The 20,335-nt window shown below is 73.0% G+C and carries 17 protein-coding genes; 8 read left to right on the top strand and 9 right to left on the bottom strand.

Features of this window, described 5'->3' with window-relative positions; genetic code table 11:
- Positions 1 to 309: 309 nt before the first annotated feature.
- Complete coding sequence (locus tag QWZ14_RS28650; RefSeq protein ID WP_290320478.1) at positions 310 to 1,539, top strand: type III PLP-dependent enzyme; 1,230 nt, start codon at positions 310 to 312, stop codon at positions 1,537 to 1,539.
- Between the two features lie 70 nt (positions 1,540 to 1,609).
- Positions 1,610 to 3,013, top strand: a complete 1,404-nt coding sequence (locus tag QWZ14_RS28645) for a homospermidine synthase (RefSeq protein WP_290320476.1) — start codon at positions 1,610 to 1,612, stop codon at positions 3,011 to 3,013.
- Between the two features lie 6 nt (positions 3,014 to 3,019).
- On the opposite strand, the gene QWZ14_RS28640 is transcribed toward QWZ14_RS28645, so the two are convergent.
- From QWZ14_RS28640 to QWZ14_RS28630, 3 genes are read right to left on the bottom strand one after another with little or no spacing between them, the layout of a single operon-like run.
- Entirely contained in the window at positions 3,020 to 4,354 is a 1,335-nt protein-coding gene (locus QWZ14_RS28640) for a sensor histidine kinase (protein WP_290320475.1), read from the bottom strand.
- Positions 4,355 to 5,014 (bottom strand): response regulator transcription factor, encoded by a 660-nt coding sequence (locus tag QWZ14_RS28635; RefSeq protein ID WP_290320474.1) that lies wholly within the window; start codon positions 5,012 to 5,014, stop codon positions 4,355 to 4,357. It lies immediately after the preceding gene.
- Complete coding sequence (locus QWZ14_RS28630) at positions 5,014 to 5,367, bottom strand: PepSY domain-containing protein (protein WP_290320473.1); 354 nt, start codon at positions 5,365 to 5,367, stop codon at positions 5,014 to 5,016. Before QWZ14_RS28630 ends, QWZ14_RS28635 begins: the two co-directional genes overlap by 1 nt.
- Positions 5,368 to 5,496: 129 nt before the next feature.
- Here QWZ14_RS28630 and QWZ14_RS28625 point away from each other — a divergent pair, with 129 nt between their 5' ends.
- A complete protein-coding gene (locus QWZ14_RS28625; RefSeq protein ID WP_290320472.1) occupies positions 5,497 to 5,685 on the top strand; it encodes a hypothetical protein in 189 nt (62 codons plus the stop codon).
- Positions 5,686 to 5,696: 11 nt separating this feature from the next.
- Here the strand turns inward: QWZ14_RS28625 and QWZ14_RS28620 are convergent, their stop codons facing one another.
- The 4 genes from QWZ14_RS28620 to QWZ14_RS28605 are packed head-to-tail and all read right to left on the bottom strand — an operon-like array spanning position 5,697 to position 11,147.
- On the bottom strand, positions 5,697 to 7,676 hold the full coding sequence (locus QWZ14_RS28620; protein ID WP_290320471.1) for an alpha/beta hydrolase domain-containing protein: 1,980 nt from the start codon (positions 7,674 to 7,676) through the stop codon (positions 5,697 to 5,699).
- A gap of 53 nt (positions 7,677 to 7,729) precedes the next feature.
- A complete protein-coding gene (locus QWZ14_RS28615; protein ID WP_290320470.1) occupies positions 7,730 to 8,854 on the bottom strand; it encodes a glycosyltransferase in 1,125 nt (374 codons plus the stop codon).
- Complete coding sequence (locus tag QWZ14_RS28610) at positions 8,851 to 9,738, bottom strand: hypothetical protein (RefSeq protein WP_290320469.1); 888 nt, start codon at positions 9,736 to 9,738, stop codon at positions 8,851 to 8,853. Before QWZ14_RS28610 ends, QWZ14_RS28615 begins: the two co-directional genes overlap by 4 nt.
- Positions 9,735 to 11,147, bottom strand: a complete 1,413-nt coding sequence (locus QWZ14_RS28605) for a glycosyltransferase family protein (protein WP_290320468.1) — start codon at positions 11,145 to 11,147, stop codon at positions 9,735 to 9,737. Before QWZ14_RS28605 ends, QWZ14_RS28610 begins: the two co-directional genes overlap by 4 nt.
- 85 nt (positions 11,148 to 11,232) lie before the next feature.
- Here QWZ14_RS28605 and QWZ14_RS28600 point away from each other — a divergent pair, with 85 nt between their 5' ends.
- The 5 genes from QWZ14_RS28600 (at position 11,233) to glgX (ending at position 17,920) form a co-directional block, all read left to right on the top strand.
- Entirely contained in the window at positions 11,233 to 12,528 is a 1,296-nt protein-coding gene (locus QWZ14_RS28600) for a hypothetical protein (protein ID WP_290320467.1), read from the top strand.
- 167 nt (positions 12,529 to 12,695) lie between these two features.
- Positions 12,696 to 13,895, top strand: coding sequence for an alpha-hydroxy acid oxidase (locus tag QWZ14_RS28595; RefSeq protein WP_290320466.1), 1,200 nt, complete (start codon positions 12,696 to 12,698; stop codon positions 13,893 to 13,895).
- A gap of 64 nt (positions 13,896 to 13,959) precedes the next feature.
- Complete coding sequence (locus tag QWZ14_RS28590; RefSeq protein ID WP_290320465.1) at positions 13,960 to 15,105, top strand: MFS transporter; 1,146 nt, start codon at positions 13,960 to 13,962, stop codon at positions 15,103 to 15,105.
- A 101-nt stretch (positions 15,106 to 15,206) separates the two neighbouring features.
- The gene (locus tag QWZ14_RS28585; RefSeq protein ID WP_290320464.1) at positions 15,207 to 15,695 is read left to right on the top strand and encodes a nucleoside deaminase; all 489 of its coding nucleotides are present in this window, start codon (positions 15,207 to 15,209) and stop codon (positions 15,693 to 15,695) included.
- Between the two features lie 95 nt (positions 15,696 to 15,790).
- Positions 15,791 to 17,920: a glycogen debranching protein GlgX gene (glgX, locus tag QWZ14_RS28580; protein WP_290320463.1), complete on the top strand. Its 2,130-nt coding sequence runs from the start codon at positions 15,791 to 15,793 to the stop codon at positions 17,918 to 17,920.
- Positions 17,921 to 17,961: 41 nt separating this feature from the next.
- Here glgX and QWZ14_RS28575 read toward each other — a convergent pair whose 3' ends face one another.
- Together QWZ14_RS28575 and QWZ14_RS28570 are read right to left on the bottom strand one after the other, a co-directional pair.
- Positions 17,962 to 19,245, bottom strand: coding sequence for a CaiB/BaiF CoA transferase family protein (locus QWZ14_RS28575; RefSeq protein ID WP_290320462.1), 1,284 nt, complete (start codon positions 19,243 to 19,245; stop codon positions 17,962 to 17,964).
- Positions 19,242 to 20,201 (bottom strand): hydroxymethylglutaryl-CoA lyase, encoded by a 960-nt coding sequence (locus QWZ14_RS28570; RefSeq protein ID WP_290320461.1) that lies wholly within the window; start codon positions 20,199 to 20,201, stop codon positions 19,242 to 19,244. Before QWZ14_RS28570 ends, QWZ14_RS28575 begins: the two co-directional genes overlap by 4 nt.
- Positions 20,202 to 20,335 lie beyond the last annotated feature (134 nt).

Genomic DNA, 20,335 nt, shown 5'->3' with positions numbered 1-20,335 from the left:
TGCCGGTGGATCGCCCGAGCCCCGGCAAAAAAACATGGCAATCCGGGCCAGGAGGCACTATTTATCCTGCCGTGGTTGGCCGAGGCCTGCCACTGGCGCTATCGCACGTGCCGCGAGCCCTGCCGTGAAGGGGCACAGCAACGACGGGACGCGTCCTTTTCGTCCATGCCGGTCGTGAGGCCGGGGTCGCAAGGGATCTGCCTATGTTGCTCGAACGCCTGTCGGTGATGCGAAGACCTGACCGCATCGCCTGAGACGGTCCGCCGTCTCCCCTTCCCTGCCCGCCTGCGATGCCCTGAGGATATTGCCATGAGCCTGCTCCGCACCCGTGCGGCGGTGACCCCGCTGCGCCGCCGCTTCGACGACGCCGTGCTGCCTTCGGTGGATGCCCTGGTCGCGGTCGAGCGGCCGGAGGAGCCGATGCATTGCCTGCGCCCGGCCACCATCGCCGCGGCGGCGGCCGGCTTCGTCGCCGGCTTCCCGGGCGAGACGCTCTATGCGGTGAAGTGCAATCCGGAACCCGCCGTGCTGCGCGCGGTCTGGGAGGGCGGCGTGCAGCACTTCGACTGCGCTTCGGCGGCGGAGGTGGCGCTGGTGCGGGCGATGTTCCCCGAGGCCGGCATCCACTTCATGCACCCGGTGAAGGCCCGTGGCGCGATCCGCGCCGCCTGGGGCGAGCATGGGGTGCGCGACTTCGTGCTCGACAGCGCCGAGGAGCTGGCGAAGATCCGGACCGAGACCGGTGCCGCCGCGACCGACGGCCTCGGGCTTTTCGTGCGGCTGGCGCTGCCCAAGGGCACGGCGATGCACGACCTCTCCGGCAAGTTCGGCGCGACGCCGGAGGCGGCGGCGGCGCTGCTGCGGGCGGCGCGGCCCTCCGCCGCCCGGCTCGGCCTCTGCTTCCACGTCGGCTCGCAGATGCTGGACCCGCTGGCCTGGCGCCAGGCGCTGGCGCTGGCCGGCGAGGTGATCCGCGAGGCGGGCGTTGCGGTCGATGTCATCGACGTCGGCGGCGGCTTCCCGGTCGCCTATCCCGGGATCGAGCCGCCGCCGCTCGGCGCCTTCTTCGCCGAGATCGAGGCGGGGTTCGAGGCGCTGGCGCTGCCCGGGGCGGTGCTCTGGGCCGAGCCGGGCCGGGCGCTGGTCGCCGCCGGCGGCTCGGTGGTGGTGCAGGTGCAGGGCCGGCGGGGCCAGGAACTCTTCGTCAACGACGGCGTCTACGGCGCGCTGTCGGATGCCGGTGCGCCGGGCTTCACCTTCCCGGTGCGGCTGATCCGTCCGGAGGGTAAGCCACCGGCCACCACCGAAGCGGGCTTCGTGCTGTTCGGCCCGACCTGCGACAGCGCCGACCGCATGGCCGGCCCCTTCTGGCTGCCCGAGGACGTCTCCGAGGGCGACTGGATCGAGCTCGGCCAGCTCGGCGCCTATGGCGCCTGCCTGCGGACCGCCTTCAACGGCTTCGACCGGGCGCGGCTGGTCGAGGTGCGGGACCGGCCGATGCTCGAGCCGGCCGCCGCCGAAGTGTCACTGGCCGCCTGACGCGGCTGCCGCAATTCATGGCGGCCGGTCCCTTGCCGGGGCCGGCCGCCATGCTGGGAAGGACCCACCGATGATTCATGCGCAATTCTCCGGCCGGTTGGTCATGCTCGGCTTCGGCAGCATCGGCCAGGGGGTCCTGCCGCTGATCCTGCGCCATATCGGCATGCCGCGGGAGCGGATCACCATCGTCACCGCCGAGCCGCGCGGGGCCGAGGTCGCCGCCGAATACGGCGTGCGCTTCGTGCAGCAGGCGCTGACGCGGGACAATTACCGCGACGTGCTGACGCCGCTGCTGGCGCCGGGCGATTTCCTGCTGAACCTGTCGGTGGACGTCTCCTCGGTCGCGCTGGTGGCGCTGGCCCAGGACCTGGGCGCGCTCTACCTCGATACCTGCGTGGAGCCCTGGGCCGGCGGCTATACCGACCCGGCGCTGAGCCCGTCGCAACGATCCAACTACGCGCTGCGCGAGAGCGCCCTGGCGCTGAAGGCCGGCAGCGGACCGACCGCGGTGATGACGCATGGCGCCAATCCGGGCCTGGTCTCGCATCTGGTCAAGGAGGCGCTGCTGAACATCGCGCGGGATACCGGCGTCGCCACGGCCGCGCCCGGCAGCCGCGAGGATTGGGCGGCCCTGGCGCAGCGGCTCCGCGTCAAGGTGATCCATATCGCCGAGCGCGACACCCAGGTGGCGGACCGCCCGAAGCAGGTCGGCGAATTCGTCAATACCTGGTCGATCGACGGCTTCGTCGGCGAGGGCTGCCAGCCGGCCGAGCTCGGCTGGGGCACGCATGAGCGGGCGCTGCCGGCCGATGGTCGGCGCCATGAATTCGGCGGCGATGCGGCGATCTATCTGCTGCGGCCGGGCGCCTCCACCAAGGTGCGGTCCTGGACCCCGCTGGAGGGGCCCTTCCACGGCTTCCTCATCACCCACAACGAGTCGATCTCGATCGCCGACTACTACACCGTGCGCGACGCGGCGGGTGCCGTGGCCTACCGGCCGACCGCGCATTACGCCTACCACCCCTGCGACGGTGCGGTGCTCTCGGTGCACGAGCTGGCGGGCAAGAACTGGGCGATGCTGCCGCGCCAGCGGCTGATGATGGCGGAGATCACCGGCGGCATGGATGAGCTCGGCGTGCTGCTGATGGGCCATGCCAGGGGCGCCTATTGGTTCGGCTCGCGCCTCGGCATCGACGAAGCCCGGGCGCTGGCGCCGCACAACAACGCCACCTCGCTGCAGGTGACGGCGGCGGTGCTGGCCGGGATGGTCTGGGCCTTGGAGAATCCGCGCGCCGGCGTGGTCGAGGCGGATGAGCTGGACCATGCTCGCTGCCTCGAGATCATGCGGCCCTACCTCGGCGAGGTCGTCGGCGAATATTCCGGCTGGACCCCGCTGCAGGACCGGGCGCAGCTCTTCGCCGAGGATCTGGCAACCGACGACCCCTGGCAGTTCCAGAATTTCCGGGTGGTGTAGCGGCGTTCAGCGACCCGGCAGGCGCAGCACGGCGCGCAGGCCGCTCAGGCTTGCCGGCTCCAGCGTCAGGGAGCCGCCGTAGAGCGCCGCGAGATCGGCGACGATGGCGAGGCCGAGCCCGCTGCCCGGCGCCGCCTCGTCCAGCCGGACGCCCCGGGCCAGGGCCATGGCGCGCTGCTGCCCGGTGAGGCCGGGACCGTCGTCGGCGATGGCGACGACGACCTCCGCCGCCTCCCGCGCGACCTCAAGCGTCACCGTGCTGCCGGCCCATTTGCAGGCATTCTCCATCAGGTTGCCCAGCATCTCGGTCAGGTCCTGCTGGTCCACGCGGACCCGCACCCGGCGGTCGCCTTCGACGGTGATAGAGATGCCGCGGTCCTGGAACAGCCGGCGCAGAACCCGGGCCAGCTCCTCCCCCACCGCATGCGGCACCGATTCCGCCGCGGCGGCACCGGCCATGGCGGCGGCCCGGGCGCGGGTCAGGTGATGCTGGACCAGCCGCTCCATGGCCCGGTTCTGCGCCAGCGCCGTCGGCAGGTCGGGCGGGGCGGTGTCCAGCGCGCCGCGCTGGATGGCGATCGGGGTCTTCAGCGCGTGGGCGAGGTTGCCGACATGCGCCCGTGCCCGCTCGACCGTGGCGCGGTTCTGCTCAATCAGCGCATCGATCTCCTCCAGCAGCGGCGCGATCTCGCTCGGCATGGCGACGGCGGCGAGCCGGGCGCGGTTTCCGGCGCGGACCTCGGCCAGGGCGTCGCGGGCCCGGCGCAGGGGGCGCAGGCCCCAGACCACCTGCCCGGCCACCCCGGCCACCAGGCCGATGCCGAGCACGCCGAAGGCGACGGCGAGCAGCAGGCGGAGGCGCCGCACCTCGCCATCCATCGCGCCACGGGCGACCGCCACCTGGACCAGCAACGGGGCGGGGCTGTCCGGCAGGACCACCTCGCGCTCGGCCAGCCGCAGCCGCTCGCCGCGCGGGCCGGGCGCGTCGCGCAGCCGCGGGCCGGGCCCCTCGGCCCGGTCGTACCCGGGCAGCACCGCATCCCAGAGCGAGCGGGAGCCGGCGCGGGCCCCGGCCGGCGTGGCGACCTGCCAGTAGATGCCGGAGAAGGGCTGGCCGAAATTCGGCTCCGAGACCGCACGCTCCAGGCGTGGCCTGCCGTCCGGGCCCAGCACCGCGGCGCCGGCGACGGTATCGAGCAGGGTGGTGACCCGGCTGTCGAAGCTGCGCCGCACCTGTTCGGTGGCGATGCCGAGCACCAGCCAGCCGGCCAGGGTCAGCCCGAGCGCCACCCAGACCGCCGACAGGACCCCAAGGCGCAGCGTCAGCGAGCGGAACAGCATTCAGCCCGCGACCAGCCGGTAGCCCTGGCCCCGCACGGTCTCGATCAGCGCCGCATCCAGCTTCCGCCGCAGCCGGCCGATCACCACCTCGAGCGTGTTGGAATCGCGGTCGAAGTCCTGGGCATACAGGTGCTCGGTCAGCACGGTCTTCGAGACCAGCTCGCCCGGCCGATGGGCGAGATAGGCCAGCAGGCGGAATTCCAGCGCAGTCAGCCGCACCGGCATGCCGCGCAGCGCGACGCTGCCGGCGGCAGGGTCGATGTGGAGGTCGCCGACCGCGATCTCGGCCTGGGCGCGGCCGTGGGCGCGGCGGACCAGCGCCCGCAGCCGGGCCAGCAGCTCCGCCATGGCGAAGGGCTTGGCGAGGTAGTCATCGGCCCCGGCATCGAGGCCGGCCACCTTTTCGGTCCAGCTGTCGCGCGCCGTCAGGATCAGCACCGGCATGCCCCGCCCGGCCGCCCGCCAGCGCCGCAGCACCGACAGGCCATCGAGCCGGGGCAGGCCAAGGTCGAGCACCACCGCGTCGTAGGGCTCGGTCTCGCCGAGGAATTGGGCTTCCTCGCCATCCGGGGCGACGTCCACCGCGAAATGCGCCGCGGCCAGGGCGTCGCGGAGCTGGGCGGCCAGTTCCACGCTGTCCTCGGCGACCAGCACGCGCATCAGCGCGAGGCCGGGGGCTGACCTGGGGACCGTTCCTGCACCGGCCCCTTGGTGCGGCGGACGGCGCCGGTCGCGGCATCCAGCTCCACCTCGTAGATCCGGCCGGAGGGCGGCAGCAGCTTGAATTCATAGACCCAGCGGCCATCCTCGCGGTCCAGCTCGGTATCGACCACCTGGCCCATGAAGCGCCGCTCGACCTCGGCCAGCAGCGCGGTCAGGGGACGGATCTCGCCGGCCAGCACGGCGGCGCGGGCACGCTCGTGGTCGTCGTCCGCCCGGGCGGCCGGGGCCAGCGCCAACGGCGCGGCGAGGACCGGCAGCGCGAGGAGAAGGGCGAGCAGGGCGCGTTTCATGCCGCCAGCCTGCTGCCGCGAAGCTGAACCCTGGCTGAACGGCCGGCTCAGCGCCGGTTCAGGCGGCCTCCCCCATGGTGGCGCAATCAGGGGCGCCGCCGGTGCCCGGAACCGATGCGGGAGATCGCCATGGACACGACCTGGATGACGCTGGGCCTCTTTCTTCTCGGCTGCGGCGCGGTGCCGGCGGTGCTGGCGCTGCTGGAGGACCACCGGCAGGGCCGGACGCCGCGCATTGCGCAGGAAGCCACAGGGGGCCTCAGCATGGCGCAATGCCAGCGCAGCGCCGGGCTGCTGCGGCAGCTGCGCCTCGGCTGAACGACGGCCCCTCATCCGAGCCCCACATCGTGCCGCGGCGCATGCCAGCGGGCTGCGGCTCGCGCCCCGCGGGGCAGGTCCTCGGCCAGCATCAGGCGCTGGGCGACGAGGGCCTCCGCCGCCGCGGTGATGGCGGCGACATAGCCGGCAGCATCGCCGTAGCGCGCCTGCACCGAGGGCCGCGGATCGCCGGTGGCATCGCGCTCGGCCTCGGTCTCGGCGAAGGGGATGGTGCTGCCGGTGTATTCGTGCAGCGCACCGGCGGCATTGCCGCGGGCGCGGAGGTTCCAGGCGGTGTAGGTCGCCAGCGGCGCCGCCACCATCGGCGCGCGCACCCCGCCGAGGTCGTTGCCATCGGCATCGACCGCCGGGACCAGCACCGCATAGCCGGCGGCATCGGCGACGCGCGGCGGCAGGATGGTCTGCACCCCGGCCTCGAGGCCGAAGTCGTACAGCGGGAAGTCGCTCGGGCCGCGCGGCACGGCGACGCCGGGAATGGCAGGGAACCGGCCGCGCCATTCCGCCATGGTGGCGGCGGTGCCATCGGCCCGGCGCGGCATGGCGGAGGGCGGCGGCGGCGTGCCATCCGTCGCCCAGGCGTCCATCGCCTCCAGCAGCGCGCGGAAGAGCATGCTGGTCCAGACGACGTTCTCGGTATTGAGGAAGGGTCCGGTGGCGGGCTTCGTCAGCCGCGGATTGGCGGCATGCTGGCTGCTGCACCAGTGGTAGATGCGGACGCCTTCGGGCTGCGGCAGATCCTCGCCCTGCGTGGTCGTGTGCACCAGGCTGCCGCGGCGCTGCCAGTATTCGGTGGCGCTCTGGCTGTGCATCACCAGCGGGTCGGTCGCCGGGCGCTTCAGGATGGCGTCGGTGGCGCCGGTCAGGTGGTCGGTGGTCTCGGCATAGCTGAAGGGGAAGGCATCGGCGGCATTGTCATGATCCTCGTATTGCTGCCCGGCGGGGACGGTGAGGTTGGCGAAGCGGCCGATGAACAGCCGCCCGGCGCCGGCCACATGCGGCAGCAGCCCGTCGAAGACCCGGCGCCCCGCGGCATCGGCGTTGAAGCCGGCATGGAGGAAGTCGCGGATAGTCCGGCCGGTCTGGCTGCGGCCCCAGCCATAGGCCTTGTCGACCGCGCCACGCAGCGGATTGGCCGCTGTCGCGTCATGCCGCAGCCAGCTCACCAGGTCGCGCACCGCGGCATGGCCGAGGCCCAGCACGCGCGGCGCCTCGGCGGTATAGACCAGTTCGTAGATCCAGCCGGGGCGGAAGCCGGCGGGCATGTGCAGGTGCCGCCGGGAGGGGGCGACGATCGAGTCGCGGCCGAAGACTTCGAGCCCCATGCCCGCCTCGTGGCGGCCGAACTGCCATTCGCCGGCCGGCACCGCCTCGCGCGGCGCCCAGGGATAGCGGCGGCGGGTGAGCGTGGCGGGGCCATCGACCGCGGGATGGCTGTAGGTGCTGGTGTAGACGCCGAGGGGGAAGGTGTTCACGCCCTCCTGGCCGATGAACTCGGCCCGAACGGTGCCGGTGACCGGGGCGCCGTCCCGCATGGCCACCGGCGCATCCAGGATGACCCAGCCGTTGCCCGGCAGCAGGTCGCCCTGCCAGGCGCCCCAGACGATGCTGTAGCCGCGGCGCATCAGGTAGCCGTTGCCGGCGTGCTCCTCGGCCAGCGGCAGATTGGACCCCGGGGCGTCGTTGAAATACTGCAGGCAGCGCTTGTTGCCGCGGTTGCCCCAGTCGAAGAACAGCCGGCGGTTGCCGCGGGCGAGGTCGACCGGGCGCAGGATCTGCACGTCGCCCTCGAAGCGGATCAGCCCGTCGGCGTCGCGCGGCGCCAGGGCGAGATCGGTGATCGGGGCATTGCCCGGCGCCCGCGGGTCGACCGCGTAGCGGGCGCGGCCGAGCAGCAGTTCGTAGGGGCCGGTGGCGCCGAAGGACTGGCCCTCGGCGAAGGGCAGGCGTGCCTGCAGCGTCAATCCGTCCATCGTGCCACCCCTCAGCCGGTCGGGAAGGACTGCGCCCCGGCCAGCCGCCCGCGTCAAGCCGCGGCGGCGCGCAGCCGGGCCGCCAGCGCATCCTGCTGCGCGGTGACCGCCGCGGCATGGCGCAGGGCCAGCAGGCGGGACGCCAGGCGCAATTCGCGGGCGAAGGCGGGGCTGCGGAGGAACTCGCGCATGCAGGCGACCAGCCCGGCGGCATCGGCGCAAGCGTGGCCGTGATGCTCGGCCGGCAGGCCGGCGAAGGCATCCCGGGTGCCGAGCACCGGGTTGCCGAAGGCCAGCGCCTCGACCGTCTTGACCTTGAGGCCGGTGCCACCGGCCATCGGGTTCAGCACGCAATCGACCTGGGCATAGAAGGCGGCGGCATCGGGGAGCTGCGGCAGCAGCCGCGGGCGCGAGGCGAGCAGCAGGTCCTGCCGGCGCAGGATGCGGCCGGCGAGTAGCCAGGGCAGCTCCGGCGCTGGCGCCAGGGCGGCATCCAGGGTGCGCACGGCGGCGAGGTTCCAGGGATTGGCGCTGCCAAGGTAGCCGAAGGGCATGGCCGGCGCCGGGGCCGGGGCGCCGAGGAAGCGCAGCGGCGGCATGTGGCCGAACACCGCAACCTCCACCGTACAGCGTCGGCGCAGCACCTCCGCCTCCTCGGCCTGGATGCCGAGCACCAGCTCGGCCCGGTCGAGGCCGCGGGACTCTTCCGCGACGCTGGTGAAGAACCAGGAGGGATCGAGCCCCTGGTCGCGGGCCACCGCGTCGCGGCCACCGAAGAGGTCGTGGGTATCGAGGATGCGCAGGGCTCCCCCACTCCCGGCCAGGGCGGCGGAGAGCCAGACGTAGTTCACCAGCACCGCGTCGTAGCGGCGGGCGCGCTGCAGGCCGGCGACCCGCTCGACCAGAGCCGGCGGGCACCAGTCGTCGAGACCCCAGCAGCCCGGCATGGAGGATTCTCCGGTAACCACCCCCGGTTCGACGTGCAGGGCATGCCAAAATCCGGCCATGGCGGCCTGCTGGCTCGGGGCCAGCCCCTCGGTGGCGAAGCAGAGGAATTCGCAGGCGATGCCGCGCGCCATGAGGGCGCCGCCGAGGGACTGGATGCGGGCGGCATTGCCCTGGTCGGCCGGATGCGAGGCGATGGGCGAGACGATCAGCAGGCGGGGCGGGCGCCTCATCCCTCGAGCTCCAGCAGGGTCAGGCGCAGCCCGGCGGGTGCCGCCCCGGGCCAGGCGAGGCCGAGCACCTGCGCCTGGCCGGTCGGGGCGGCGAGCCGGACCGACAGCGTGCCGCCGGCCTCACCGGAGGTCGTGGCCTGTGTCAGGCCGGCCGGGTGGCGGCGGCCGTCGAGGAAGAATGCCAGCGGTCCCGGCGCCGCGCCGGCGAAGCCGAGCCGGAGCTGCCAGGGCTGCGGCGGCAGGGCGCCGAGCAGCAGCCGCGCCTGCCGGGTGCCGCCGAGGGTGGCCGGGTCCGCCAGGTCGCTCGGCAGCCCGGCCGCCGGCACCGCCATCCGCCGCACCGCCCCCTCCGGCGCCAGAGCGCCCAGGCTGGCGAGGCGGGGGGAGACCAGCCGGCCGCCCACCTGCCAGCCGATGCCGGCGAGCCCGGCGGCGGCGTCGCGCAGGCGGCCGAAGACCTCGGCCAGGCGGGCTTCGGCCAGCAGCAGGACATGCCGTTCCGGCGCAGCATTGCGGCCGAACAGCAGCATGATCCGCGCCTGGCCGGGGTGCGCCGGCATCTCCCCGGAGCCGCCTTGCAGCAGCGTCAGCGTGGCGCCGTCGGCCGGCCCGGGACGCTCCCGCCAGGCCAGGCGTTCGGGCGCGGCATCCCAGGCCGGATCGGCCGCCAGGTCGGCCTCCGGGTCCAATCCGAGCAGCGGTCGACCGGCCTGGCGGAAGCGGGCCAGCAGCGCGGCTTCCGCCGCGGGCACCGGGGCGGCGAGGCCCGCCCGCGTCCCCGGCAGCCAGGGCAGCAGCCGACCATGGGGCAGGCTGAGGTCGCGCGCGGCCAGCCCCGGGAAGGCGCGCGCCAGCAAGGCTGCCAGGACGGGCGCCGCGCTCAACCGGGCCCGGCCAGGTCGAGGTCGAGCAGCAGCCCGTCCGGTTCCACCCGCAACGCCCGGACCGCGGCCCGCGGCGGCAGCAGGCCGGGCAGCAGGCCCGTGGGCGCCAGGCTGAGGTCGGCGAGCGCCGCGAGCTCCGAGACATCCAGCCGCAGCCGGCACGCGCCCTGCCGCCCGGCCAGCACCTGCGCGATGGCGGCCCGTTCCGGCCGCGCCCGCAGCAGCGGCGGCGGCGCGGCGCTGCCGGCGAGGGGCGCCACCGGCCGGTCGCGGCTTGCCTCGATGACGTCGCGGTAGCGGGCGGCGACGCTGGGCAGGGCCATCTCCGCCAGCGCGTGGCGCCGGCCGGCGGCGCCGATGGCCGCGGCCCTTCCCGGATCGGCCAGGAGGCCGGCGAGCGCCGCCGCCAGCGCCCGGGCCCCGCCGGCCAGCGGCAGGTGGATGACCGCGTCGCGTGGCAGCTCGGCGTAGGCGGCGGTATCGGAGACGAGGCAGCAGACCCCGGCGGCGAGGCCGCGGGCGAGCGGGCCGGAGCTTTCACCCTGCGACGGGAAGCGCAGGGTCACCAGCACGTCGGCCGCCGCGATGTGATCGGCGAAGTTGGCGGCGTCGAGGTGGCCGGTGACCCTGGCCCGGTCCGCCACGGCCGCCGCCTGCTCCGGATCGGCGCCACCGGCATGGATCCAGCGGATGCCGGGCAGCGCCGCGAGGGCCGCGGCCACCCAGTCCAGCCGCTTCGCCCGGGCCGCGAAGCCGGCGGTGACCAGCAGGAAATCCCCGGGCGGGATGCCGAGCCGGGCCCGGGCGGCGCCGCGGGCGGGCGGCTCTCCGGGCGGCAGCGGGTGCGGGATGACAGCGACATGGGCAGTGGCCGCCTCGCCATGGGTCAGCCGCAGGCGGCGCTGGGCGAAGCGGGAATGCACCACCACGGCGCGGGAGCGCGCCAGCACCTCCCCCGCCAGGTCGAAGAGCAGATGGTTGGAGCGCGTCGACAGCCCATGGTCGCGCAGCTGTGCCCCGAAGGTCGCGGCCATGCCCGGTGCAGCATGGCGGAGGCCGGCCAGGATGGTCGCCCGGCTCTCGCCCGTCGATTCATGCAGGTGCAGCAGGCCAGGGTCGTGCAGGGTGGTGACACCGGGCAGGTGGCGCAGCGCCCGCAACACGAAGCCATGGTCCGGGTTGTTGCCGATCTGGTGCAGCACCCGGCCACCGGCTTCCGGCAGGCGATGCGCCAAGGCAGGGTCCACCACGGCGGCGCCGGGCGCCGCCGCCAGCCAATCCTCGCAGGCGACGGTGCAGCGGTAGTGCGGGGCGAGCCCGTCCAGCAGCGCGGCGGCGTAGTCGGCGATGCCGTTCCGCGCCGGCGGCAGCGGGCTGACGAGCAGCAGCGAGGGCAGCAGGGCATCCATCGCCGGCAATCTCCCCTGTTCGGCGGGTGGCGCCAAGCGTGGTCGCTTGCTGGGCCGGCCGGGCCCGTGCTAGCGGCGGAACCCGATGGACAGGCCCGCCCTCGCAGAGTTTCCCTTCCTGGTGGTGGGTGCCGGCGCCGGCGGGCTGCGGCTCCGGGCGCTGCGGGATTGCACGCCGGGCGCGGCGCTGCAGGCCTGGTGCCGCGGGATCGAAGTCGGCCGGCTGCCGCTGGCCGGGGTGCTGGCGGCAGGGGACATTCTCGAATTGCCGGTCACCCGGCTGCCCTGCGTCCCCCTGCCGGCTTCGCTGCGAATCGCCGCCGCGGCGGCGGGGCCCGAGTTGGCGGCGCCCTGGCCGATCGCCTCGCCCGAGGCGGCGCTGGCCCTGCTTGGCCCGGGGGCACCGGTGCTGGAGGATCTGCGGCTGGAGTCCGGGATGCTGCGCGGCACCGGGATCGAGCGTCGGAACGGCCTGGTGCGGCCGGTGCTGCATGCGATCCTCAACGGCAGCGCCGTCCGGGCGGTCCAGGTGGAGCGGCCGGTGCCGCTGGCCGAGGGCGGCTGCGCCTTCCGCTTCGCCATGGCGCTGGAGCCGGCGGATCTGAACGGCGGCGGGCTGGACATCGCCCTGCACGCACCCGGCACCGAGGCGCCCCTGGCCCGCTTCGCCTGGGCCCCTGCCCTGCCCGGCGCCGAGCCGCTGGCCGCGCTGGAGGCGCGGGTGCTGCGGCTGGAGCAGGCGGGGCAGACCACGCTGGCCGGCCTGCAGGCGATGCTCGACCGCCGGCTGGAGCAGCAGCAGGACCGGATCGACGCCTTCATCGAGGCCGCGGCCAGCCTGCTGCTGGACCGCCTTCTGCTGGAAGGGCCGGAGGAGACGGCGGGCGCGGCACTGCGGGCCTTGATCGCCGGTGCCGTCAGCCCGCCGCCAGCCCCGCCGCCGGTGGCGGGTGGCGAGGCGATGCTGGCGCCATCGGATGCCGGCTTCGACCTCGGCTGGCATGCCGCCGAGGAGGATGCGGAGGGCGGCTTCCGCTGGATGAGCCTGCAGGGCCTGGTCCGCAACCCGGCGCCCATGCGCCCGGTGGACTGGGTGGAGGTGGCGGTCGGGCATCTCTACGGCGCCCCGGCCCCGGCCCTGGAGGCCAGCTTCGATGCCAAGCCCTGCCTGGTGGAGGTATCGCCCGAAGGTCCGCACCACTACCGGCTGCGGATCACCCCACCCGGCGGCGCCGCCCCATGCCAGGTGCTGCGGCTGCAGGCCCTGGCCGGCGGCAGCCCGGCCGAGGACGGCGTCAGCGGCGACGACAGGCTGCTGTCGATCGCGGTGACCGGGATCGTCTTCGCCTATGCCGATCCGGGATCCGGCCCGGCCGGCTGACCCGTGCCGCCGATGCGTTGACCCGCCGGCGCTTTCGCCCGACCCTGCGCCCCGGTCAGTACTGGCAATGGAGACGAGGCATGCCACCGGATGGCGAGATCCCGGGCGACTCCGTCCCGGCATTGCAGGACAAGCAGGCCAGCGCCCAACCCGTGAGCGCCAGGTCGGTGAGCGCGGCCTCCGTGGCCACCGTGCCGCCCGGCCCGGAGGTGCCGCCCGGGCTGCGGCGTTTCCTGGCCCTGGACGACTTCGAGGCCGCGGCGCGGCGCCACCTGCCGCGCATGCTCTACGGCTTCGTCTCCGGTGCCGCGGAGACCGATGCGGCGCTGCGCGACAACCGGGCGGCCTTCCAGGAGCTGGGCTTCGTGCCGCGGGTGCTGGCGGATGTCTCGGCGCGGCAGACCGGCACCGCCCTGCTCGGTCGACGGTATGCGGCGCCCTTCGGCATCGCGCCCATGGGGGCCTCGGCGCTGTCGGCCTATCGCGGCGACTTGGTCTTCGCCCGGGCGGCGGCGGCAGCGGGCATCCCGATGATCCTCAGCGCCTCCTCGCTCATCCGCCTGGAGGAGGTGCGGGCGGAGGGGCCGACCGCTTGGTACCAGGCCTACCTGCCGGGCGAGGCCCCGCGGATCGAGGCGCTGGTCGACCGCGTCGCCGCCGCCGGCTACGACACCTTCGTGCTGACCGCCGACGTGCCGGTCTCGGCCAACCGGGAGAACAACGTCCGCAACGGCTATAGCCTGCCGCTGAAGCCCAACCTGCGGCTGGCCTGGGAAGGCATCAGCCATCCGCGCTGGCTGTTCGGGACGGCGCTGCGGACCCTGAAGAACCACGGCATGCCGCATTTCGAGAACATGGACGCGACCCGCGGCCCGCCGGTGCTCTCGGCCAACCTGATCCGCAAGATCGGCCGGCGGGACGGGCTCTCCTGGGAGCATCTGGCGCTGATCCGGGCACGCTGGCGGGGGCCGCTGCTGGTGAAGGGTCTGCTCTCGCCCGAGGATGCGAAGATCGCCCGCGACTGCGGCGCCGATGGCGTCATCGTCTCCAACCACGGTGGCCGGCAACTCGACGGCGCCATCGCGCCGCTGCGGATGCTGCCGGAGATCGCGGCGGTCGCCGGCGGGATGGCGGTGATCCTCGATTGCGGCATCCGGCGCGGGACCGACGTGCTGAAGGCGCTGGCGCTGGGGGCGCATTTCGTCTTCGTCGGCCGGCCCTTCCTCTATGCCGCCGCGGTGGGCGGGGAAGCCGGGGTGCGTCATGCCATCACCCTGCTCTGGGAGGAAATCCACCGGAACATGGCCATGCTCGGCATCACCGAGCTGAGCCAGCTCTCGGCCGAGTACCTGCGGCGGGTTCGCTGACCGCGTGCCGGATGCCAAAGCGGTAGCCGCTCTCCGCCGGCATGCCGGCGGGCTGGGCACGGCCTTGGCGGCGACCACCGCGGCCCAGTCTCTGGCGACGCTGACGGTCTTCGTGCTGCCGGTGCTGGCCCCTTTCGCCGCCCGCGACCTCGGGGCGCAGCCGCATTGGCTGGGCTGGCAGGTGGCCTGCATCTACCTGGCGGCCTCGATCACCTCGCTGCTCTCGGCCGGGGTGCTGCGGCGGCTGGGCCCGGCCCGCTGCACCCAGCTCGCCCTGGCGGCGGCCGGGCTCGCCTGCCTGCTGATGGTGACCGGGCTGGCCGGGGCGATCCTCGGGTCCTTCCTGATCGGGGTGGGCTACGGGCTGACCAATCCGGCGGCGTCCCAGGTGCTGGCGCGGCTGGCGACGCCGGCGCGGCGCAACCGGGTCTTCGCCATCAAGCAGACCGGCGTGCCGATCGGCGGGGCGCTGGCCGGGGCCCTGCTGCCGGGGCTGGCGGGGACGCTCGGCTGGCGGCCGGCGGTGGTGCTGGTCGGGGTGGTGCTGCTGGGCGCGGCGCTGGGCTTCGGGGTCTTCCATCGGCATTGGGACGGCGACCGCGACCCGCGCTTCCCGATCGCCGCCGGGGCCACCGGCGGGCTGATCGCCCTCAGGACCCGGCCGGGGCTGCCCGTGCTGGCACTGATCTCGGCCGCCTTCTCCGGCTTCCAGCTCGCCCTCGGCTCCTGCACCGTCACCATGCTGGTGGAGGAGGCGGGCTGGGCGCCGGTTGCCGCCGGCCTGGTGGCCGCGGTCAGCCAGGGGGTGGGCATCGGCGCCCGGATCGCCTGGGGCGTGGTGGCGGATTGGTGGCGCTCGGGCATGAAGACCCTTGCGGCCATCGGGGTGCTGACCAGCCTCGGCGGGGCCTTGCTGCCGCCGGCGCTGGCCGGGCCCGAGGTGCCGCTGGTGGCGCTGCTCTGTCTACTCGGCACCTGCGCGGCCGGCTGGAACGGGCTGCTGCTGGCCGAGGCGGCGCGGCTGGCGGCGCCGGGCAAGGCGGGCGACGCCGCGGGCGGGGTGCTGGCGGTGGCCTTCGCCGGGGTGGTGGTCGGGCCGTCGCTGTTCGGGCTGGCGGTGGCGCTGACCGGGTCCTATGCGCTGGCCTTCGGGCTGCTGGCGTTGCTGCCGGGGATGGGCGCGATCCTCGCCTGGCGCAGCGCGCGGTAAGGGCTTTCGCCAGGCAGCCCGCTGCAACTGCCCGCCCGGGTCCGGTGTTCCACCTCGCCACGTCCGATCCAGTTGCCGGTCGGCGCACCGAGGACATGCCGATGACCCAGGATGAAGACTACATGCGCCGTGCCGTCGCCCTGGCCGAGGCGGGCGGCCGCACCGAAGGCGCCTCGCCGATCGGCTGCGTCATCGTTCTCGATGGTGAGGTCATCGGCGAGGCGCACAACGAGGTGGATATCCTCCACGACCCGACAGCCCATGCCGAGATGGTCGCCATGCGCCGGGCGGGCAAGCGGCTCGGCACCTCCGAGTTCCGCGGGGCCACGCTCTATTCCACGCTGCAGCCCTGCGGCATGTGCTCGATGGCATCGATCTGGGGCAAGATCGGTCGCATCGTCTACGGCGCCGGGCGGGACGACGTGCACCACATGTATTTCGAGGGGGCGCAGCTCGACACCATCGACTTCGTCGTCGATGCCTTCCGGGACGACATCAGCCTGGAAGGCGGCATCCTGAAGCGGGAATGCACGGCGCTGCTGCACAAGCCGGACGAGGCGGTGCCGGTCGAGGAACAAGGCAACCTCTGACGCGGTCGGGCCGCTGATTTCGCATCGCAGCGAAACCGCGAGCGGCCCTGTCCGTTGCCTTCGCGCAATTCCCGAATGCCCAGGAGCATATGCCGGTGGCCGCCATTCCCAAAAGCCGTATCCGTGAAGGCCTGCCCCATCCGCGAGGAGCGAGCTGGGACGGCAGAGGTGTCAATTTCTCCCTGTTCTCCGCCAATGCCACCAAGGTCGAGGTCTGCCTCTTCGATGCCAAGGGGCAGACCGAGCTCGAGCGGATCGAGCTGCCGGAATACACCGACCAGATCTTCCACGGCTGGCTGCCCGACCTCGGGCCGGGCCAGGTCTATGGCTACCGCGTCCATGGCCCCTATGCCCCCGACGCCGGCCATCGCTTCAACCCGAACAAGCTGCTGCTCGACCCCTATGCCCGCGGCCATACCGGCGAGCTGAAGTGGGACCCGGCGCTGTTCGGCTACACCATCGGCCATGCCGACGAGGACCTGTCCTTCGATACGCGCGACAGCGCCAAATTCATGCCGAAATGCGTGGTCGTCGACCCGGACTTCAATTGGAACGGCGAGCCGAACCGCAAGCCGGTGCCCTGGGACCGGACGGTCTTCTACGAGACCCATGTGAAGGGCTTCACCAAGCTGCATCCCAAGGTGCCGGAGAAGCTGCGCGGCACCTATGCCGGCTTCACCAAGGAGGTGCTGGCCCATATCAAGTCGATCGGCGTCACCTCGGTCGAGTTGCTGCCGGTGCACAGCTTCATCGACGACGACTACCTGCAAGACAAGGGGATGCGGAATTACTGGGGCTACAACAGCATCGGCTTCTTTGCCCCCGATCCGCGCTACGCCTGGGAACGCGAGCAGACGCTGCGCGAGTTCAAGGAGATGGTGGCCCGCTTCCATGACGCAGGCCTCGAGGTCATCCTCGACGTGGTCTACAACCACACCGCCGAAGGCAACGAGCGTGGCGCGACGCTGTCCTTCAAGGGCATCGACAACGCCAGCTACTACCGGCTGATGCCGGACAACCCGCGGTACTACATCAACGACACCGGCACCGGGAACACGGTCAACCTCTCGCATCCGCGCGTCATCCAGATGGTGACGGACAGCCTGCGCTACTGGGTGCAGGAGACGCATGTCGACGGCTTCCGCTTCGACCTCGGCACCATCCTGGCCCGCGAGCCCAACGGCTTCGACAACCAGTCCGGCTTCCTCAAGGCCTGCAGCCAGGACCCGGTGTTGAATACCGTGAAGCTGGTCGCCGAGCCCTGGGACTGCGGCCCGGGCGGCTATCAGGTCGGCGGCTTCCCGCCGGGCTGGGCGGAGTGGAACGACCGCTACCGCGACACCGTCCGGGACTTCTGGCGCGGCGATGCCTCCGCCGCGGCATTGGCACCCCGGCTCTGCGCCTCGGCCGACATGTTCGCCCACCAGGGCCGCCGGCCCTGGGCCTGCGTGAACTTCATCACCGCCCATGACGGCTTCACGCTGAAGGATACGGTCACCTACAACGAGAAGCACAACGAGGCGAACGGCGAGAACAACAACGACGGCCATTCGCACAACCGGTCCTGGAATTGCGGCGTCGAGGGCGAGACCGACGACCCCGAGATCAACGCGCTGCGCCAGCGGCAGATGCGCAACATGCTGGCGACGCTGCTGCTCTCGCAGGGCACGCCGATGCTGCTGGCCGGGGACGAGTTCGCCCGCACCCAGGGCGGCAACAACAACGCCTATTGCCAGGACGACGAGATCAGCTGGCTGAACTGGGACATCGAGGAGGAAGGCCAAGCACTGATCAGCTTCACCCAGAGGCTGACCACCCTGCGGCGGACCTATCCGATCCTCCGCCGCAGCCGCTTCCTGACCGGCGCCTACAACGAGGAACTCGACGTCAAGGACGTGACCTGGGTGAATGCCAACGGGTCCGAAATGCAGGCCGCCGACTGGGAAGACGAGTCCACCCGCTGCTTCGGCATGCTGATGGACGGGCGGGCGCAGACCACCGGCATCCGGCAGCGCGGCAGCGATGCGACGCTGCTGCTGGTGCTGAATTCCTACCACGACCTTGTCGGCTTCACCCTGCCGCCGAGCCCGGCGGGCCAGGGCTGGAAGCGGCTGATCGACACCAACCAGCCCGATGGCGAGGAGGAGGTCTTCGGCTTCGGCGACAACTACGGCGTCACCGGGCGGTCGGTGCTGCTCTTCGTGCTGGAAGCAGAAGCGACCTGAGGCGCGCCCGAGGGGGGCCCAGCCTCCCTCGGGCGCCCGCCTCAGGCCGAGGCAGCGGCCAGCGGGGCGGCGACGATCACCCCCGCGGCCGCAAGCGCGGTGATCTCGCCGGCGGCGAAGCCCGCCTCGGCCAGCACCTCGCCGTTGTGCTCCCCCATCCGCGGGGGCTGACGGGTGAGGCCTGCGCGAGTACGGCCTTCGCCGAATTCCACCGGCAGGGCCGGCAGGCCGAACAGGGCGCCACCGCCGCCGAGCGCCGAGATGGCGGTCTGCAGCAGGCCGCCGCCGGCGAGCAGGTGCGGGTCCTCGAAGAGATCGGCGGGCTGGCCGACCGGTGCCCAGGAGATGCCGGCCGCCTCGCAGCGGCGGGCCACCTCGGCTTGCGGGTATTGCGCGAAGACCTCCTGCAGGGCGGGGATCAGCCATGAGCGTTCGCGGCTGCGCTGGGCGTTGGTGGCCAGGCGGGCATCGGCAGCGAGGTTGCCGAGGCCGAAGGCCTCGGTGAAGCGCAGCCACTGCTGGTCGCTGGTGACGCCGACGAAGAGCTGGCCGTCACCGGCGGTGGCGAAGGCATCGTAGATGCCCCAGGCGCCGCGGCGGGCCGGCATCGGCGGCGGCGGCTCGCCGGTGGCGGCGAGGCCGGCCATGTGACTGCCCATTAGGAAGACCGCGCTTTCGAACAGCGCGCCGCTGACCCGCTGCCCCTGCCCCGTCGTATCGCGTTCCCGCAGCGCCGCCTGCACCGCGACCACGCCGAAGACCGCGCCGAGGATGTCGACGATGGAGGCGCCGGCGCGCAGCGGCCGGCCCGGCGGGCCGGTCATGTAGGCGAGGCCGGACTGGAATTGCACCACCTCGTCGAGCGCTGGGCGGTGCTCGTAGGGCCCTGCCAGGAAGCCCTTGAGTGCCAGATAGACCAGCCGCGGGTTGACCGCCTTCAGATCCTCCCAGCCGCAGCCCAGGCGCTCCATGGTGCCGGGGCCGTAGTTCTCGAGCACGACATCCGCCTGGGCGACCAGCCGATGCGCGGTGGCGCGGCCCTCGGGGGACTTCAGGTCCAGCGCCAGGCTGCGCTTGTTGCGGTTGAAGGCGGCGAAGAAGCCGGCGGCGAAGCCCGGCAGCCGGCGGGTATGGTCGCCGGCCGGAGCGGGCTCGATCTTCACCACGTCGGCGCCGAGATCCGCCAGGACCAGGCCGGCGCAGGGCCCCATGATGGTATGGGAGAATTCGAGGACCCTGAGGCCCTTCAGCGGTGCCGGATTGGCTGCTTCTGCCGGCCGATCCAGGCCTTCGGGCCGCGCTTCGCGATCATCGGACAAGCTCATGCCGCCTTCCGCCGGAAGGCGTCCAGGCTGCCGGCGCGGAGCAGCTCGGACGGGAGTTGATGGCCGACGATGCGCTCGGCCAGCCGTCCCACCTCGATCAGCGCATCGAGGTCGATGCCGGTATCGATGCCCATCTCCTCGCACAGCAGGGCCAGCTCCTCCGTGGCGATATTGCCGGCGGCGCCCTTCTGCCCGGCGAAGGGGCAGCCGCCGAGGCCGCCCACGGTGCTGTCGAATTTGGTCACCCCCAGCCGCAGCCCGGCATGGGCATTGGCGACCGCCAGGCCGCGGGTGTCATGCAGATGGAGGCCGATGCGGAGCTCCGGCCAGCGCTCCCGCACCGCCGCCACGCCGCGCTCGATGCGGGTCGGCGTCGCCCAGCCCATGGTATCGGCGAGCGAGACGTCGGTGATGGTCTCGCCGAACTCGGTCGCAACGGCCAGGCCATCGGCCACCGTCCGCACCACCAGCTCCGGCGCGATATCGCCCTGGTAGTTGCAGCCGAAGGCGGCCATGACGCCGACCCGCGTCACCTTCACCCCGTTCTTCTGATGCGCCGCGGTCTGCTTGCGCATGGCCTCGAGGTTCTCGGCATGGCCGCGGTTGAGGTTCTTGATCGAGAAGGCATTCGAGGCGGCGAGCGAGATCGAGCCGGAGATCGCCAGCTTGCCGGCGAAGGCGAGTGCGCGGTTCAACCCGGTCTCGTTGAACCAGAGGGCGGCGTAATGGACGCCCGGCTTCGGGCGGAAGCCCGTCGCCACCGCTTCGGCATCGGCCCAGCCGGGCACCAGGCGGGTGTTCACGAAGGAGCAGATCTGGATGTGGCGCAGGCCGGTCTCGGCCAGGGCCTCGATCAGCGCGACCTTGTCCGCGGTCGGGATTGGGCCGGGTTCGATCTGGAAGCCCTCGCGCGGGCCCTCCTCGAAGATGTCCACATGCGGCGGCAGGTCGGCCATGGGGCTGCTCCCGTTCAGGTTTTGGCTGTCTCGCTTCGGCCAATGGTGCCCCCGCCAGCGCCGGAGCGCCAGCGCCCGGGCAGCCCGCTGTGGCGCCAGACCCTTGCCGCGGCGCCTGCGCCTCGGCACAAAGC

It is taken from the genome of Paeniroseomonas aquatica (genome assembly GCF_030409335.1).
Lineage (GTDB): Bacteria > Pseudomonadota > Alphaproteobacteria > Acetobacterales > Acetobacteraceae > Belnapia > Belnapia aquatica.
This window is presented reverse-complemented; position numbering and strand designations above follow the sequence as displayed.